This window comes from Pedobacter sp. Leaf132 (genome assembly GCF_920984695.1).
Taxonomy (GTDB): domain Bacteria; phylum Bacteroidota; class Bacteroidia; order Sphingobacteriales; family Sphingobacteriaceae; genus Pedobacter.
Genome location: NZ_CAKLBO010000001.1, coordinates 696540 through 714046, shown reverse-complemented (window position 1 = coordinate 714046; position 17507 = coordinate 696540). Strand labels below are relative to the sequence as shown.

Below are 17507 nucleotides of genomic sequence, written 5' to 3'. Positions count from 1 at the left end.
AATAATTTGTAATAGTTTAATTTAAGTAAATTACACTTATTAACAATTCTTATTAAATTCGTACAACAATTAAATATAAAATTATGTCAACACCTTATATTCCATGTTTAGACTTAGGTTCGTATATAAACGGAACCGAAGAAGAGCGAAAAAAATTCTCTGATGAACTTGGCAGAGCTTTTAACGATTCTGGTTTTGTAACCATAACCAACCATGGTTTAAGTCAGGAATTAATAGATAAACTTTACGAAAATATTAAAGCTGCTTTCGCCTTGCCTTTGGAAATAAAACGCAAGTATGAGAAACCGGAATTGGCCGGTCAACGTGGTTACACAAGTGCAGGTAAAGAAACGGCTAAAGGTGCGAAAACGCCAGACTTAAAAGAGTTTTGGCAAATCGGACAAGAGGTTACAGATGGCGACCCGGTTAAAAATGAATACCCAGATAATGAAGTTTTAGAGGAATTATCAGAATTTAATAAAGTAACAGGTTCAATTTATAAAAAACTTGAAGAAAATGGAACGCATTTACTACGTGCTATTGCAACTTATTTAGAATTACCAATTGATTATTTCGATAAGCATGTTCATAACGGAAATTCTATTTTAAGAGGCATACATTACTTCCCGATTGAAAACCCTGAAACGATTCCAGACGATGCTGTACGTGCAGGTGCGCATGAAGACATTAACTTAATTACCTTATTAATTGGCGCTAGTGCCGATGGTTTAGAAGTTTTAACCCGCAGCAATGAGTGGTTGCCTATAAAAGCACACCATACAGATATCGTTGTAAACGTTGGCGATATGTTACAGCGTTTGACAAATAATAAATTAAAATCAACAACGCACAGAGTAGTTAATCCGCCCCGCGAATTAATGAAAACATCACGCTTTTCTGTGCCATTTTTCTTGCATCCGCGTAGCGATATGGATTTGACCAGCTTACCATCAACTATTGATGCTGAACACCCGAAAGCATATAGCGATATGACTGCAGGAGAATATCTTGATGAAAGATTAAGAGAAATTGGATTGAAGAAATAAACGAACCGTTATTGCGAGTTTTTGATTTTTCATCAAACGTGGCAACCTTTATTTAAAACACAAAGCATCAGCGAAAGTTGATGTTTTTTTTTAGCGATGATTATATTTGATTGTTCATCACCCATTAAATAAAATTCCGTAAAACCAGTTTTATGCAAGAAAAAAATTCAAATAATGGTGATTATGAAAATCTATTTACCCTTTTCAATGCGATTTATCCTTTAAAAGAAGAAATAAAAACAGCGATTATCAAAAACAGCGAACTTATCGAAGTTAAGAAAAAAGTTAAACTTTTAAGTGTGGGAGAACGTAGCAACACGATATATTTTATCATTAAAGGCGCTGCAAGAATTTACTACTTAAACAAAGAAGGTAAAGAAATCAATACCTGGTTTTTATTTGAAAATGAGTTACTGATATCTGTTTATAGTTTTTACACAGGCAAGCCAAGTTTTGAATACATCGAAACGCTTGAAGAATGCAAACTTATTGCGGTAAAAAAAGACAAATTAGATGAAATGTATTTAAACCACATGGAATTTAATTTTTCTGGTCGCAAACTTACTGAGCTTTACCACATGCGTAATGAAATTCAGGCTAATGATTTAAGAATGTTAAGTGCGAAAGAACGCTACGAGCATTTAGTTTCTCGTTACCCACAGCTTTTACAAAGGGTTTCACTAGGACACATTGCTTCCTATTTAGGGATTTCTCAAGAAACGTTAAGCAGAATTAGAAAGCGAAAATGATTTTTTGACTTTTATCAAAAACTGACCATTGTAACATTTATAGATTTGATTTATAAATCTTAAATCTATGTTGGTTATAATCTTTATCGTATTTGGCTTTTGTTTTCTTTTAGAAAGAATCAAACCAGGCTGGAAATTACCAAATGTATCAACCTGGACCATCAGGGTTTTAGGTGTAAATTTTATTCAGCTTTGTGTTGTTGTATTAGCTGGTTTCACCTGGGAAAAATGGCTTTCATCAATCTCATTATTTCATTTATCTAATTATGTACCCAATTGGTTAGGAGGAATTATTGCCTATTTTATTGCAACATTTATTTTTTATTGGTGGCATAGATGGAGGCATACTTTTGATTTTCTTTGGCTGGGTTTTCACCAAATACATCATAGTCCGCAGCGACTAGAAGTAATAACATCGTTTTACAAGCATCCTTTAGAAATGACTGTTAATTCGATTATTGGAAGTTTATTAATCTATACATTTTTAGGCTTAAACCCAGAAGCCGGGGCAATCTATACACTATGTACAGCTTTAGGGGAATTTTTCTATCATACAAACGTTAAAACCCCACAATGGATTGGCTACATTTTTCAAAGACCTGAAATGCATCGCATCCATCATGAATATGAAAAACATAGTAATAATTATGGCGATATTGTTTGGTGGGATATGCTATTCGGAACTTATGAAAACCCAAAAGAATTTAAAACATCATGCGGGTTTGATGATGAAAAAGAACAACGACTTTTGGATATGATAAAATTTAAAGATGTGCATAAAAATTAATATGATTTCTATCATTCAACATTATTCATATATTCAGTTGTTAATTTTATCCTATGAAAAAGAACTATCTAATATGCTTTCTGCTATCCATCGGCATAAGCTCCGCCTTCTCTCAAACCAAAATCGATGATTTGTATGAAGAATACACTTTGCTCCGAATGACAAATGACGAAAAAGCCAAAGCGATTACTGTTGCTTCAGACTTACTGAAACGTGCATCTGAATTGAAAGAAAAACAAATTGCCAATGCAACCTATCATTTAGGCCGATTGTATGAAGAAACCAATCAGATGAATTTAGCTATTCCTTATTACGAAAAGAGTATACTATTAACGCCTGGTTATTATGTACCTTACCTTGCTTTAGGCAGTTATTATTTTAAAGATTGTCAGGAAATGGCTAAGAAAATAAATGAGGCAGCCCTTGCAAAAGATATGGCCACGCATAAAAAACTTACAGAAAATTATCTAAAATTATCTAATAAAACTGCAGCATATTTAGAAAAATCTTATGCCTGCGACCCAGATGAAACAACAAAGAGTAAAATCAACTTCCTTTATCAATCTACAAAAAATACAGAAGCATTAAAAACTTTCGATAGCAGAATTAAACAATTGGAGGAAGGATGCATTACATTGTTAGATGATGAGTAATTTTTAAAATCGTCATTACTAGGCACGAAGAAATTTCTAACTAAAAAGATTGCTTCGTGCCTCGCAATGACGCAATATCATACTATTCTATTTTTTTGACTCATCTATTGCTTTATTTACAACATCCTGAATCCTACCTCTGATTTTTAGGTTACCAAGCTTTTCACTAACTGTTGGATTAACCCGGTTTGATAGAAATACGTAAACCAAGCCACGCGATGGATCTACCCAAACACATGTTCCGGTGTAACCTGTATGCCCATAAGTTTGTGGTGAGGCTAATTCTGATGGATAATGTTTAGTTGAATCCGGATCCCAACGATCGAAACCTAATCCGCGGCGACTAACAGGCGATTGCTTCGATGTAAACATATCTACGGTTGATGGTTTGAAATATTCTGTGCCGCCGTAAGTTCCTTTATTCAAAAGCATTTGATAAATAATTGCTAAATCGTTAGCACTCGAAAATAAACCTGCGTGACCAGAAACGCCACCCGCCAATGCTGCACCCTGATCATGCACATAGCCTACCAATAATGTTTTTCTGAAATATTTATCATCTTCCGTTGGAATAATTTGTTCGGCTGGGAAACGATTTCTCGGCAGGAAACCTGCTGTTTGCATACCAAGCGGTTTGTAAAAATTCTCGTATGCATATTGATTTAAGGGCTCTTCGCTGATGTGTTCTACAATATCTTTCATCACATACATACTGATATCGCTGTAAACATACTGCCCGCGGGTTTTAATCGGCGAGTTCAGCATTTTCGGCCACATAAAATCTTTAAAAAAGCCTTTTTTGATGAAATAATTATCTGCAACTTTTGTTGGATAAGCCGCTGAAGAATCGCGGCTATAATCGCCTTCCTTAACGAAATTATGAAATGGAATATATGGGATAAATCCTGCCTGATGAAGCATAACCTCACGCAGTTTGATATTATTCATTGGCGTTGTTCTGGCTTTAGGAATGTAAGCGCCAATATTTGTATCCAGTTTCAATTTATTTTCTTCAAACAAACGCATTACCGAAGGCGTTGTGGCTGTAACTTTCGTAACCGAAGCCAAATCAAATATATCGGTAACTTTATCTGGCACATTAGTATCGTAAGTATGCGTTCCGTAGGCTTTATTGAAAATCACCTTTCCATCTTTTGCAACCAACACCACCATACCAGGTGCTGCTTTCTGACTAATTGCCTCTGCAGCTATGGCATCAATTTCTTTTAAACTATTTGAGTTTAGGCCGGCATCTTCCGGAACGGTATATTTTAAACGTGTTACCGCAGTGGTAAAGCCAGCGCCCACAGCATATTTAGGTGAAAAGGCAGTTGTAAGTTTATTTGATGCGGCAATACCACCAAAAATATACTGAGGTACAATTGCTGCCGCATCGGCGGTATTTTGGGCAGTCCAAACGATTGGGGCATTTAATGCATCGAAAGATCTTAACACCGTTCCATTGCCAAATAAAGAAATAATTACAGTTTTACCCTTACTTATACTGTTAATAAAGTTGATGTATTTTACGTTAGCAACATTTTTATCATCTATAGAAATAAGCACCGTATTAAAATATTTCAATTCATCTTCCAAATCATTCAAATTAACGCTGTCTTTATAGGCATCAGCAGTGAAAGAAGTTATTTTATCGTACTTATTTGCCAGGCTATCAAAAACATTGCTATAGCTAAAACCCAAGCTAACAGAAGCAATATTCTTTTTTTCAAGCGCTTTTAGCGGAATTAGATTATCCTGATTGTTTAATAAAACGGTGGTTTTATTTATTGAATTTGCTATTGATAATTTCTTTTCATTTTGAACATGTTCTTGCGCACAAGCGGCTAAACACAATATATTAAATGCCGATGCTGCTGCAAGAATGAATAATTTACTTCGCTTCATATACTTTTTCTCCGTTTAGGTAGGTTTTTAATACTTTGGTTTTTAAAATATTTTCTGGTGATGATTTTAAGATATCATTATCCAAAATTATAAAATCGGCAAACTTACCTTTTTCAATGCTTCCTTTTTCGTTTTCTTCAAAATTAGCTTTTGCCGCCCAAATGGTCATACCACGTAATGCCTGCTCGGGCGTTAAGGCATTTTCGGTTTGGAAACCACCCTTGGGGAATCCTTTTGCATCTGCCCTTACCGTTGCAGCATAAAACGTTAATAACGGATTAATGTTTTCTACCGGAAAATCTGTTCCTAAAGGAATCCAGCCGTTTTGCTCAAGTAATTGCTTATAAGCATAAGCGCCTTTTAACCGCTCTTTGCCAAGCCTGTCGCCTGCCCAATACATATCTGAAGTGGCGTGTGTAGGCTGAACAGATGGAACAATACTGGCACTACCAAATAAATTAAAATCACTCGCATTAACCACTTGTGCATGCTCTATGCGCCAGCGTTTATCATTTTTACCTTTTAAGATATTATTGTAAATTTTAAGTATTACCCGATTTGCAGAATCGCCAATGGCATGTGTACACATTTGGAAATTATGCGAAGCGATTTTCTGCGCTACCTCTTCAAAGTGTTTTGGATTACTCAATAAAAAACCCGATTTGTTTGGCATATCGGTGTAAGGCTTCAGTAAACTTGCTCCACGAGAGCCCAAAGCGCCATCAGCATAAACCTTAAACGAGCGTACATTTAACCTATCTGTTTTAATTGCTCCGCGTTTAAATAAATAATCATAATTGGCAGGTGCATCAGCTAGCATTACATACAAACGCATTTTCAACTTATTCTCTTTTTGCAGTTTCTCTATAAAATCTACCGCTTCAAAAGGCAATCCGCAATCATCTATCGTGGTTAAGCCTGCAGCAAAGCAGTTAGTTTGGGCATCGGTAAAAATCTTTTCAGCAAGTTTTGCATCCGGCGATGGGATTTTACTTTCTACCAAACCCACCGCATTGTCTATTAATACGCCGGTAAGCTTTCCATTTTCAGTAAGCATATCGCCACCTACTAATTTTTGCTCACCTTTTATTCCAGCATCATCAAAAGCTTTTTGATTTACAATTGCTGCATGCCCATCAATACGGCTCAATAAAACCGGACGATTTGGAAAGAGCTTGGTTAATCTTTCATTTGTAGGAAAAGCTTTGTTAGTCCAGTCATTTTGGTCCCAACCATTACCAATTAGCCAACCTTCGGGATGTGTTTTAGCAAAGGCAACTAAACGTTGCAGCACTTCATCCCATGATTTTGTTTCACGTAAATCAGCAGTTTGCAAACTTTGCCCATAACCAAAAAAGTGTGCGTGAGCATCAATAAAACCCGGATAAATTGTTTTGCCAGAGGCATCTACATTGTCTTTTCCCTCAAACTGCTTCTCAATCTCTTCATTGGAACCCACTGCCAATATTTTTCCGTCTTTTACAGCAAAAGCCTGAGCGGTATCAAATTTTGAGTTAACAGTATAAACCTTTGCGTTAAAAACAACAACATCGGCTTGCTCTTTTTTTCCGCAGGATGATAATAATGCAGCAGAAATTAATGCATAGATAAATGATTTCATGAAGATAAAGATAGAGAAAATGTAGGCAGAAGTGTTTGTAAAGAAAATGATAGTATCTCCTTAATTCCGCCAAATGGTTTTTAAAGCCTTATACTGCATACGCTTATTTTGAAAATGAGGTGTTCGGTTTTCTATGGCGGGCAGTTGTCCCGCTATTGCCTTTTAGCCTTGCTCGTTCCTCACTTCGGGCTAATCGGCGCTATCGGGTTTAGATACAAAGTTGTGGCACAAAAAACTAAATAGTAGCAGATAAATAAAGTTAATAGCCCCGACATAAACGTAAATACTTTTGGTAGCAACAGCTAAAAAATTTGCAATTACTTAGCCCAAAAGATTGCAGTATTGGCGGGAACCAGCTTACAAAAGAACCACAGGTTTTGAGCTTCAAAAAAAAATAAAATGTTGGAGCATTTTTAAGCAAGCATTAAGATAATTATGAAAAAATTATTTATTGTTAGCTATTTGATGGAAGCATGAAATGTTAAGTGCAAATAATATCAGATATTAATTTATGTCTTCTATCACTCGTCATTTATCTGTTGAGTTTTAAACAAAACACATTCCCTAAGCATATTTTGCATAATTTAGCAGATTCACATTGCCTTAATACATGACTGATATTATTCACCTGTTACCAGATGCTGTTGCCAATCAAATTGCTGCCGGAGAAGTTGTACAACGCCCAGCTTCGGCGGTAAAAGAGTTGCTCGAAAATTCTATTGATGCCGGAGCAGATAAAATTCAACTGGTGATAAAAGATGCAGGAAAAGCGCTTATCCAAATCATAGATAACGGTAGCGGGATGAGCGTTACGGATGCCAGAATGTGTTTTGAACGCCATGCTACCTCAAAAGTAAAAAAGGCCGAAGATTTATTTGCCATCCGTACTATGGGTTTCCGTGGCGAAGCAATGGCTTCTATTGCGGCAATTGCTCAGGTGGAGATGAAAACCCGCAGGCATGATGATGAAATTGGAACTTGCATCAGCATAGAAGGTGCGCAAGTTATTTCGCAAGAACCTGTTGCAACACCTCCAGGCACACAAATCTCAATTAAAAACTTATTTTTTAATACGCCAGCCAGAAGAAATTTTCTTAAAAGTAATCCGGTAGAAATGCGCCATATAATTGATGAATTTCAACGAGTGGCCCTGGCGCATCCAGGTATATTTTTCAGTTTACATCATGATGGAACAGAAATTTTCAATTTGCCAAAAGGCAATCTAAAACAACGCATTATACATCTTTTTGGTAATAATTATAACGAGCGATTGGTTCCTGTTGAGGAAGAAACGACAATTATTAACTTAAAAGGATTTATTGGCAAGCCTGCCTTTGCGAAGAAAACCCGTGGAGAGCAGTTTTTCTTTGTAAACAATCGCTTTATAAAGGATGCTTATTTAAACCATGCGGTAAGTTCTGCTTTTGAAGATTTACTACCCGATGATAGCTATCCGCTTTACGTTTTATTTATTGAAATCGATCCTTCGAAAATCGATGTAAACGTTCATCCTACCAAAACCGAAATTAAATATCTGGATGAAAAATCTATTTATGCGATTTTGAAATCGGCAGTAAAACGTTCAATTGGCAGGTATAATATTTCGCCAACTTTAGATTTTGACCAGGAAACAGGTTTTAGCAATATGATTTCGCCGAAAGCGGTTGAAGATATTGTACCACCAAGCATCAGCTTTAATCCAAATTTTAATCCATTTGCGAGTGATGCTTCATCATCTTCGGGTTATTCTTCTTCACCAAGAAATTATGAAGCCAAGCCAAGTGCAAAAAACTGGGGTTCGCTTTACGAAATTACCGAGCAACCTGTTATAGAACAAACTTCATTCTATACCGAAGAAACCAATTTCGAAACCCAGAAAAAACAATATATGCAATTGCATAACCGTTATATTGTTTCGCAAATTAAATCGGGTTTAATGGTTATAGACCAGCAAATGGCGCACGAGCGTATTTTATACGAACGATTTTTGATTCATCTGGATGATAGAAAGGGTGCATCGCAGCAAAGCTTATTTCCGCAAACCATTACGCTTAATGCAAATGATTTTGAGCTTGCAAAAAGCTTGCTGGATGATATTAAAAGTTTAGGTTTTGACGTACGTGAGTTTGGCAAAAACACCCTGGTTGTAGAGGGTATTCCGGTTGATTTAGGAAGTTCAAACATTAACGAAACTCAATTGTTTGAACAGCTGATTGAAGGATTTAAAAACTCCCAACAAGATTTAAAATTAAACAAACGCGATAGCTTAGCGAGAAGTTTAGCAAAGAATAGCGCAATAAAAGCAGGTACAGCTTTAAGTCAGGAAGAAATGAATACGCTTATTGATGAACTTTTTGCCTGCAAAACCCCTAACTTTAGCATTAGCGGAAAACCGGTAATTCAAACCATCACTTTAGCCGAATTAGATAAGAAGTTTGAGAAGTAAGGATTGAAGTAGCAAGTATTGAGTATCGAGTAGCAAGTACCACGAATAGGGCAAAAAGCCGAAAAACGGCTAACGAAAAACGAACTAATAAATGAATAACATATATATACCACCAGTAGTAAAAAACCTGCTGATTATTAATATCATACTTTTTGTTGCCACTTATTTACTCCCAAGTTTAAATCTTGGTAATATGTTGGCAGTTTACTATTTCGATTCTCCAAATTTTAGATTTTGGCAACCCATTACGTATATGTTTATGCATGGTGGTATTGGGCACATCTTTTTTAACATGTTTGCGCTATATTCTTTTGGTAGTTTGCTCGAATCTAGATGGGGTGCAAAGAAATTTTTAATATTTTATTTTATAACCGGTTTGGGCGCTTTGGCGTTACAAATGGCCGTGCAGGCATACGAAGTTCATTCTGTTTTAGGTCAGGTTACTTTACCTAATGGATGGCAAGAAAAAATATTGACTAACGAAGCTATTGCTACATTACAAGGTGTTTATGGCAGTCAAATGGTTGGTGCTTCGGGTGCAATTTTTGGCTTATTAGTTGCTTTCGGTATGTTATATCCAAATGCCGAATTGTTAATTTTATTCATTCCCGTTCCGGTAAAGGCCAAATACATTATTCCGATTTACATTTTAATCGAATTATCATTAGGTATAGCACAAATTCAAGGCGATTCAATTGCCCATTATGCACACTTGGGTGGCGCACTTATTGGCTTTATTCTAATAAAAATCTGGAAAGATAAAGACACTTTTTACACGTACTATGAATAATAGCATCTTTAAAGATTTAAGTTATAAGGTATTCCGCTCAGGAAATCCGGTTTCTTTATACATAGGCATTAATGTAATTATCTTCGTTGCAACCGCTTTAATCGGATTAGTATTTTTTTTAAGCGGAAGCGGCAATAATGCTTATGAATTGGTTAGAACATACCTGGCATTACCGGCTGCCTTCTCTATGCTACCAACCAGGTTCTACACGATTGTAACCTACATGTTTTTCCATGCCGATTTTTTCCATATTCTTTTTAATATGATGGGTTTATTCTGGTTCGGACAAATATTTATGAACTTTTTAAAAGCCCGTCAATTTCATTTCATTTATTGGGCCGGAGGGTTTGCTGGTGCTTTAGTTTATCTTTTGGGCTTAAATCTTATTCCTGTTTTTAAAGATAACTTAGCGGGCGCATCTGTTATTGGCTCGTCGGCTGCAGTTATGGCAATTATTACCGCAACGGCAACGCTAATACCCAATTATGGGATTTTCTTAATGTTTTTTGGCGAGGTAAAAATTAAATACCTTGCAATCGTTTACATCGTTTTAGATGTATTAAGTTTGGGCTCTGCAAATGCAGGCGGCAGTTTTGCGCATATTGGAGGCGCTATTTTAGGTTTTGTTTTTATTAAAAGCCTGCAAAGTGGTAACGATTGGAGCAAAATTTTTGAAAAAAAACCTAAACTTAGGGTTGTAAAAAACGACCAACCAATAAAAAAACCTGAATTTAAAGGCGTTTCTCAAAAAGAGGTAGATGAGATATTGGATAAGATATCAAAATCAGGTTATGATAAATTAACAGCAACGGAAAAAGAAAAATTATTTAAAGCGAGTAAAGATTAATGCCAACATCCAACACGAAATATACGTTTTTAGATAAAATACTCCTGCCAATATGTATTGTTGTGGCAATTTCATTGATACTTGGAACAATTGCCGGAAATATCGATCCACGGTCGAACTTTTTATTTGCCTATTTCGCCTTAGCCTATCCATACTCGTTATTCGTGTCGCTTCTGTTTGTTATCTGGTGGATAATTAGAAAAAAATGGAGTTTCTCGATAATCATCTTAATCATTATCGCAATTGGTTACAATACCTTACATGCAACATTTGGTTTCGGGGGCGATGAAGGTAGTTCGGAAAAGGAAGTTGGTTCTTTAAGAATAATGACTTACAACGTTCACAGCTTTAAATTTTTTGGAGAAGATAATACCATTCCTGCTAAAGAGAAAATGCTGCAGGTTGTAAAAAACCAAAATCCGGATGTGGTTTGTTTTCAGGAATTCTACACACGAAGAAGTGGGAATTTTAATACAATCGATAGCCTAAAATCTATGCTCAATACCAAGTATTATTATTTTCAGCCTGCTTCTGAAAATGAATATGAAGGTTTTGGATTGGCAATTTTCTCTAAATATCCAATCAAACATCAAGATAGTATCCGCTTTCAAGGTTATGGAGATAACATGAGCATTTACACAGATTTAGATGTTAAAGGAAAAACCATCAGAATTTATAATGTCCATTTCCAATCTATTAGTTTCCAGCCACAAGATTATCAGTTTCTGGATGAACTAACCAAAAAAACTCGGGGAAAGGTTTATGCATCAAAAAGGATTTTAAAAATGCTGAAACGTGCCTTTGTAAAAAGAAGCGAGCAGGTTGATATTATGAAGGCTGAAATGGCCAACTGCAAAACGCCCTATTTAATTGCCGGCGATTTTAACGATACACCAGCATCTTACGCAGTAAAAAAAATCACTAAGGGTTTAAAAAATTCTTTTGAAGAAAAAGGATCAGGATTTGGAAAAACCTATAACGGAAAATTTCCAAACTTCCAGATAGATTACATTGCAACTTCTCAGGATTTGGATGTGCTAAATTATAAAATCGAAAAAGCCCTTCTATCAGACCATTTTCCGGTTAGAATTGACCTAAAATTTTCTGAAAGCAAATCTGAATAATATTACTTTTTAGAGATTATTCATCACTAAAAAGATGAGTTTATTACCATAGATCAACAAAAATATGGCTGTGTATTTTTGATATTTGCTCATATAAATTTAGAATCAAAAAAATTAGCAAAATATGAGTTTATTAGAAGCTTTAAACTGGCGTTACGCAGTTAAAAAAATGAACGGGGAACCAGTTGATCAAGAAAAAGTTGATAAAATTGTTGCAGCTGCCCACCTAGCACCAACATCATCAGGATTACAACCATTCAGGATTTTGGTTATAGCAAATCAAGAGTTAAAAGAGAAAATTGCACCAATTGCTTACAACCAATCTCAGGTGATAGATTCATCTCATTTATTAGTTTTCGCAGCTTTCTCAAATTATACAGAAGAAGGTATTGATGAAGTATTTTCGCGTATGAATTCAGAACGCGGTTTACCGGAAAACACAACAGATGCCTATAAAAACCAATTAAAAGCATCGAGATTATCTTTACCCGCAGAAGAAAACTTTGACCATGCAGCCCGCCAGGCTTACATTGGTTTTGGCGTTGCAATTGCTGAAGCAGCTTTATTAAAAGTTGATGCTACACCAATGGAAGGTTTTGATTCGGCAGCTTTAGATGAGCTTTTAGGTTTAAACGAAAAAGGCTTACGTAGTGTAACTTTATTACCACTAGGTTACAGAGACGAGGCAAACGACTGGTTAGCCAAATTGAAAAAAGTACGTACACCGATGAACGAATTTGTAATTGAATACAAATAATTTATCTGAAATAATTTGAGCCGGTTTTGCTAATGTAAAACCGGCTTTTTTATTGTAAAAAAATGTTAAACATTATGGCAAGTTATGCGCTCTATGTTTAAATAGATATATTTACATCCTTAGTAAACTATATCCTGTTCATGAAGATTTTCAGAATTCTAATCATATTACTTTCTTTTTTAGCTGTGCTAAACCTTTCTTCTTTTGCACAAACTGATACCATTAGTATTAATACCATCATATCAAAAACCAATAAAGTTTTAAATGACTTCCCTACTGAGAAAGTGTATTTGCATTTCGATAAACCCTACTACGCAGTTGCAGATACAGTTTGGTTCAAAGCTTATGTAACCGAAAATCAAAATTTTTTAACAGGAATTAGTAAAATCGTTTATGTTGATGTAATCAATCAAAAAGATTCTTTAATTCAAACACTAAAGCTTCCTTTGGTTGGCGGCGTTGCTTCTGGCAATTTCCCTTTATCTATGGAAAATTACAAACAAGGAAATTATCATGTTAGGGCTTACACATTGTGGATGTTAAACGCCAGCGACCCGGCATATTTTAATAAAACTTTTTTTGTTGGTGAGGCTATTGATAAAGAAGTAAAAACCCATATTTCTTACAAAAATTTATCTACTGATAAACAGGAAAAAATTGATGCGAGGGTTCAATTTAAAGACTTGAACAATAAACCTTATGCCAATAAAAATGTAACCTGGCAGGTAGTTACCAGCTATACCAGTATTGCCAAAGGCAGAGGCACGACAGATGCAAACGGATTTTTGACCATCAGCATGACCGCAGCACAGAAAGCAGAATATCAATTACAGAATGGCGAATTAATTACATCAATAAACACAACTGAGAAAGATGTTGTTACAAATAATTTTCTGCTGAAAAATGCAATTGTAAATAAAGACATGCAGTTTTTTGCTGAAGGCGGAAATCTGATTGCTGGTATTGATAATAAGGTTGCATTTAAAGCCATAAAAGCCGATGGATTAGGCATTAATGCAAAAGGAACAATCAGCGATGTTGATGGTAAACAAGTTGCAACTTTTACAGCTCAACATTTAGGTATGGGCAGCTTTACCTTCACACCAGAAACAGATAAAACATACAAAGCAGCAGTTATATATGCTGATGGAACAACCCAAAATATTAATTTGCCGAAAGTTTTAGCCAGCGGTATTACGATTAAATCCGGCACAGCCGATGCAGACAATGTTTCTATAAAAATTGCTGCAAACGATGCTTTCTTTCAGGCGAACCAGGGAAAGTTGTTCTATGTAATAGCGCAAAGTAAAGGTGTAGTTTGTTACGGAGCACAAACGGCCCTATCGAATAAAGAATATACAACCACGATTCCAAAAAGCAAATTCCCAATGGGGATTGCACAGTTTACCCTATTTTCAGAGAATGGAAAACCTTTAAGTGAACGCTTAATTTTTGTACAGAATAAGAATAGCTTATCGTTAGCAGTTACTAGTCCGGCCGCAACTTATGGCCCAAAAAAGAAAGTTAAAATAAATGTTAGCGCAAAAAAAGATGGTGCGCCTGTTGAAGGTAATTTATCTGTTTCTGTTGTTGATGAAACCAAAGTACCATTAAATGAAGACGGTGCGACTACAATTTTAACTTCGCTATTATTAAGCAGCGATTTAAAAGGTTACATCGAAAAACCCAATTATTATTTTAATGGAACAGATGCAAAAAAGTTATCAGATTTAGATGCATTGCTACTCACACAAGGCTATAGAAGTTATTCATACACAGATATTATTGCGAATAAACTTCCAAAAATTACAATACCACCAGAGCAAGGCATAGAAGTTTCTGGAATTTTAAGAATGGGTAACGGTATTCCGGTAAGAAAAGGACAATTATTATTAACGATACCTGATAAACGCTTTAATCTTGAAGGAGTTACTGATCCGGTTGGCAACTTTAAATTCAGTAATCTGGTACTTAACGATTCATCAAAAGTTACCATTACAGCAAAATATAATGTGAATTATAAAAATATGGCCATTTCGTTAAATGGTACACCTGCGCCATCAGTAAGCAAAAATTTTAGTGTACCTGATGAAGTTTTAAATATTGATAGCACATTAACAAGCTATCTTGATAATAGTAAAAAGCAGTATTCGTATCTGCATACCTTAAAAGATGTAACCATTAAAGGCACTGCCGTGCCAAAGGTTAGTCATAAAGATTACCCTGCACTTTCTGGCTTAGGGCAAATGGCCGACCATGAAATTGCCGGTGATAGATTAACAGGTTGTGCATTGTTAATTAATTGTTTGCAAACAATGGCCACCGGCGTTACCTATGTTGATAATAATTTTTATGTTTCGAGAGATTACAATCAGGGTAAAAAAATCCCAATGGGAGTTTTTATTAATGGTATGCTTGTAGATGTAAACCAACTGAATACGATTCAAACGTCGACTATAGAATCTGTAGAAATATTTTTGCGTGATGAATTAGGATTAGTAAACAGAGCTAATAACATTAATGGGGTACTGGTAATTAACCAGAAAAAAGCACCAAAAGGCACTAAAATTTCTAAAAGCCAGTTGCTTGATATGTTGCCTAAAAACTATGAGGTTACTTTTTCTCCACAAGGCTATGATAAAGAGCGCCAATTTTATATGCCTAAATACGATGTGCCAGCAAATTTAAACCGCAACGATTTACGCACAACCATTTATTGGAATCCGAAAGTAATAACTGATAAAGCAACAGGAACATCATCATTCGATTTTTATAATGCTGATGGAAAAGGCCAATATAAAGTTGTTGTAGAAGGTATTGATGAAAATGGCAATGTTGGTAGATCTATTTTTAGATATACGGTGAAGTAGAAAAATTTGGATACTTAACCAACATTAAGGTGCCTAGCCAAGCTGAGCATAACGAAATCGTTTATTAAGAAAAGTGTTTCGAAAATCTCAACATGACAAAATTTATAAAATATAAATTACTTAACCTGATGTGGTAAATCCAATCCCTTTAAACCTGCAATAATATTTTTAGCTACCAAGTTTGCCATTGCATTTCTCGTTTCTTCAGTTGCAGAGCCAATATGAGGTAAAACCGCAACGCTTTCCATATTTAAGAGTGGATTATTTTTATCCATCGGTTCAGGGTTAGTTACATCTAAACCCGCACCCCAAATTATTTTATCTTCTATTGCCTTAATCAAATCTTCCTCGTTATGGATTCCACCTCTAGCAGTATTAATAAAGATAGAACCCGGTTTCATTTTATTAAAAACTTCCAGATTAAATTTGCCTTTAGTTTCTTCAGTTAATGCTGTATGTACAGAGATAACATCACTTTGTTCAAGCAATTCTTCAAAAGAAACGTATTTAGCATTTACCTCAGCCTCATCTTCAGGTCTTCTATTTCTATTGTGATAAATAATTTTCATCTGGTAGGCTCCTACACATTTCTTTGCCATTTCCAAACCTATGTTGCCCATACCAAAAATACCGAGTGTTTTTCCATTCAGCTCTATGCCTAGTTCGGGTGTCGGTTCGTAATTTTGCCATTGCCCTTTTATAATTTTTTTATGCAGGTACAATGCTTTTCTGGAAACCATTAACATCAATAAAAATGCAGTGTCAGCTGTGGCGCCACTTAAAACACCCGGGGTATTTCCTACCGGGATATTAAGTTCTTTAGCGGCTTTAACATCTACATTATCAAAACCTACAGAGTGTAACGCAATAACTTTTAAATGCTTACAAGCTGTTAAAAGTTCTTTATTAATTTTATTTGGTCCAACACTTACCAAAGCATCAACATCCTGGCATTTTGCAATTAATTCGGCAGCAGTTATTTGTCTATCCTGTTCCCATTTAGTAATGGTAATGCCTTCATCCTCTAATAATTTAATTCCGCTTTTAGCAATATTGCCCGTTATAAAAACTTTCATTTAAGTATAACATGTAATTGCGAAGGATGTTTTACTCCATATTATGGCACAGTAATCGCCAGCCTTTGATAAGTATGTGCACTAAAATAACCCAGCGCTCCATTTGATAGGTTAGATGTTGGGTTTGCAGGCGTAGTTCCTTGGTTTGGGCCACGACCGGTTTGCTGATTCAATGCGTACCAATAATCAAAAATGTTAGAATCGATACATTCCATATCAACAGCAACCTTATCACCTTTTTTTAAATCCTCATCATTTGGACCATCGTAAAATAGCTGCAAACGCAGTTTATTGCCATTTGTTAATCTATCATTATTTACATAAATTCTATCCGATAGGTTATCATTAACGTAAAGATTAAACCTATAAAAATTTTCTACATTAACCGGGTCGCTAACATAAGCCGCAACATTTATGTTCTCATTACCAAAAAATGTGTTTTTTACCACACCGATAGAATCCAACGGTACAACTGCCGGCATTTTTGAAATTGCCGAATAGCTCTTGCCATCTACATCAACCTGTAGCGTGTAAGTTATGCCGGGTATACCACGCATGGCAAAAACATATAAACCAGGCAAACTCTCAGTAAAATTGTAAGTATTTCCGCGACTATCATTCACAGTAACTTTAGCCCCACGCACAGCGGGATAATTACTTAAATCATCATAACCAACCGTTTTACTAATGCGAATCTGCTGTGCTATCAATCGATTAGAAATATTTCCTTCAATCACAATCTGAGGTGCCGCATTATTTGTATCAACATCAATAATCTTCTTACATGATGTAAAAATCAAACCAAGAAAAATGTATAGAATAATATTTTTCATTTT

At 35.5% G+C, this 17507-nt stretch carries 14 protein-coding genes; 10 read left to right on the top strand and 4 right to left on the bottom strand.

Features of this window, described 5'->3' with window-relative positions:
* Positions 1-83: 83 nt before the first annotated feature.
* The 4 genes from LUA86_RS03105 to LUA86_RS03090 all read left to right on the top strand — a co-directional run bounded on the left by LUA86_RS03105 (position 84) and on the right by LUA86_RS03090 (position 3235).
* Positions 84-1046: an isopenicillin N synthase family oxygenase gene (locus LUA86_RS03105; RefSeq protein WP_231459091.1), complete on the top strand. Its 963-nt coding sequence runs from the start codon at positions 84-86 to the stop codon at positions 1044-1046.
* A 152-nt stretch (positions 1047-1198) separates the two neighbouring features.
* Positions 1199-1795 (top strand): Crp/Fnr family transcriptional regulator, encoded by a 597-nt coding sequence (locus LUA86_RS03100; RefSeq protein WP_231459090.1) that lies wholly within the window; start codon positions 1199-1201, stop codon positions 1793-1795.
* 67 nt (positions 1796-1862) lie between these two features.
* Complete coding sequence (locus LUA86_RS03095) at positions 1863-2582, top strand: sterol desaturase family protein (RefSeq protein ID WP_231459089.1); 720 nt, start codon at positions 1863-1865, stop codon at positions 2580-2582.
* Positions 2583-2635: 53 nt separating this feature from the next.
* The gene (locus tag LUA86_RS03090; protein ID WP_231459088.1) at positions 2636-3235 is read left to right on the top strand and encodes a lipopolysaccharide assembly protein LapB; all 600 of its coding nucleotides are present in this window, start codon (positions 2636-2638) and stop codon (positions 3233-3235) included.
* An 87-nt stretch (positions 3236-3322) separates the two neighbouring features.
* Here the strand turns inward: LUA86_RS03090 and LUA86_RS03085 are convergent, their stop codons facing one another.
* Both LUA86_RS03085 and LUA86_RS03080 read right to left on the bottom strand, forming a co-directional pair.
* Complete coding sequence (locus LUA86_RS03085) at positions 3323-5140, bottom strand: serine hydrolase (RefSeq protein ID WP_231459087.1); 1818 nt, start codon at positions 5138-5140, stop codon at positions 3323-3325.
* On the bottom strand, positions 5127-6761 hold the full coding sequence (locus LUA86_RS03080; RefSeq protein ID WP_231459086.1) for an amidohydrolase: 1635 nt from the start codon (positions 6759-6761) through the stop codon (positions 5127-5129). Before LUA86_RS03080 ends, LUA86_RS03085 begins: the two co-directional genes overlap by 14 nt.
* Positions 6762-7371: 610 nt before the next feature.
* On the opposite strand from LUA86_RS03080, the gene mutL reads away from it, so the two are divergent.
* The 6 genes from mutL (at position 7372) to LUA86_RS03050 (ending at position 15595) form a co-directional block, all read left to right on the top strand.
* Positions 7372-9207, top strand: a complete 1836-nt coding sequence (gene mutL, locus LUA86_RS03075) for a DNA mismatch repair endonuclease MutL (RefSeq protein ID WP_231459085.1) — start codon at positions 7372-7374, stop codon at positions 9205-9207.
* Positions 9208-9298: 91 nt separating this feature from the next.
* Positions 9299-9997 (top strand): rhomboid family intramembrane serine protease, encoded by a 699-nt coding sequence (locus LUA86_RS03070; RefSeq protein WP_231459084.1) that lies wholly within the window; start codon positions 9299-9301, stop codon positions 9995-9997.
* Positions 9990-10844, top strand: coding sequence for a rhomboid family intramembrane serine protease (locus LUA86_RS03065; RefSeq protein ID WP_231459083.1), 855 nt, complete (start codon positions 9990-9992; stop codon positions 10842-10844). The genes LUA86_RS03070 and LUA86_RS03065 overlap by 8 nt, the downstream gene beginning before the upstream one ends.
* Entirely contained in the window at positions 10844-11968 is a 1125-nt protein-coding gene (locus LUA86_RS03060; protein WP_231459082.1) for an endonuclease/exonuclease/phosphatase family protein, read from the top strand. Before LUA86_RS03065 ends, LUA86_RS03060 begins: the two co-directional genes overlap by 1 nt.
* A gap of 124 nt (positions 11969-12092) precedes the next feature.
* On the top strand, positions 12093-12725 hold the full coding sequence (locus tag LUA86_RS03055; RefSeq protein WP_231459081.1) for a nitroreductase family protein: 633 nt from the start codon (positions 12093-12095) through the stop codon (positions 12723-12725).
* Between the two features lie 140 nt (positions 12726-12865).
* On the top strand, positions 12866-15595 hold the full coding sequence (locus LUA86_RS03050) for a carboxypeptidase regulatory-like domain-containing protein (RefSeq protein ID WP_231459080.1): 2730 nt from the start codon (positions 12866-12868) through the stop codon (positions 15593-15595).
* A gap of 116 nt (positions 15596-15711) precedes the next feature.
* On the opposite strand, the gene LUA86_RS03045 is transcribed toward LUA86_RS03050, so the two are convergent.
* Positions 15712-16671, bottom strand: a complete 960-nt coding sequence (locus LUA86_RS03045; protein ID WP_231459079.1) for a D-glycerate dehydrogenase — start codon at positions 16669-16671, stop codon at positions 15712-15714.
* Between the two features lie 41 nt (positions 16672-16712).
* Complete coding sequence (locus LUA86_RS03040; protein ID WP_231459078.1) at positions 16713-17504, bottom strand: DUF4249 domain-containing protein; 792 nt, start codon at positions 17502-17504, stop codon at positions 16713-16715.
* Positions 17505-17507: the final 3 nt, after the last annotated feature.

What these genes read in the sequence shown, in the direction of transcription:
- LUA86_RS03090 (WP_231459088.1), top strand. Translation starts at nt 2,636, where the DNA reads ATGAAAAAGAACTATCTAATATGCTTTCTGCTATCCATCGGCATAAGC.
- LUA86_RS03055 (WP_231459081.1), top strand. Translation starts at nt 12,093, where the DNA reads ATGAGTTTATTAGAAGCTTTAAACTGGCGTTACGCAGTTAAAAAAATG.
- LUA86_RS03080 (WP_231459086.1), bottom strand. Translation starts at nt 6,761, where the DNA reads ATGAAATCATTTATCTATGCATTAATTTCTGCTGCATTATTATCATCC.
- LUA86_RS03050 (WP_231459080.1), top strand. Translation starts at nt 12,866, where the DNA reads ATGAAGATTTTCAGAATTCTAATCATATTACTTTCTTTTTTAGCTGTG.
- LUA86_RS03060 (WP_231459082.1), top strand. Translation starts at nt 10,844, where the DNA reads ATGCCAACATCCAACACGAAATATACGTTTTTAGATAAAATACTCCTG.
- LUA86_RS03065 (WP_231459083.1), top strand. Translation starts at nt 9,990, where the DNA reads ATGAATAATAGCATCTTTAAAGATTTAAGTTATAAGGTATTCCGCTCA.
- LUA86_RS03095 (WP_231459089.1), top strand. Translation starts at nt 1,863, where the DNA reads ATGTTGGTTATAATCTTTATCGTATTTGGCTTTTGTTTTCTTTTAGAA.
- mutL (WP_231459085.1), top strand. Translation starts at nt 7,372, where the DNA reads ATGACTGATATTATTCACCTGTTACCAGATGCTGTTGCCAATCAAATT.
- LUA86_RS03105 (WP_231459091.1), top strand. Translation starts at nt 84, where the DNA reads ATGTCAACACCTTATATTCCATGTTTAGACTTAGGTTCGTATATAAAC.
- LUA86_RS03100 (WP_231459090.1), top strand. Translation starts at nt 1,199, where the DNA reads ATGCAAGAAAAAAATTCAAATAATGGTGATTATGAAAATCTATTTACC.
- LUA86_RS03040 (WP_231459078.1), bottom strand. Translation starts at nt 17,504, where the DNA reads ATGAAAAATATTATTCTATACATTTTTCTTGGTTTGATTTTTACATCA.
- LUA86_RS03085 (WP_231459087.1), bottom strand. Translation starts at nt 5,140, where the DNA reads ATGAAGCGAAGTAAATTATTCATTCTTGCAGCAGCATCGGCATTTAAT.
- LUA86_RS03045 (WP_231459079.1), bottom strand. Translation starts at nt 16,671, where the DNA reads ATGAAAGTTTTTATAACGGGCAATATTGCTAAAAGCGGAATTAAATTA.
- LUA86_RS03070 (WP_231459084.1), top strand. Translation starts at nt 9,299, where the DNA reads ATGAATAACATATATATACCACCAGTAGTAAAAAACCTGCTGATTATT.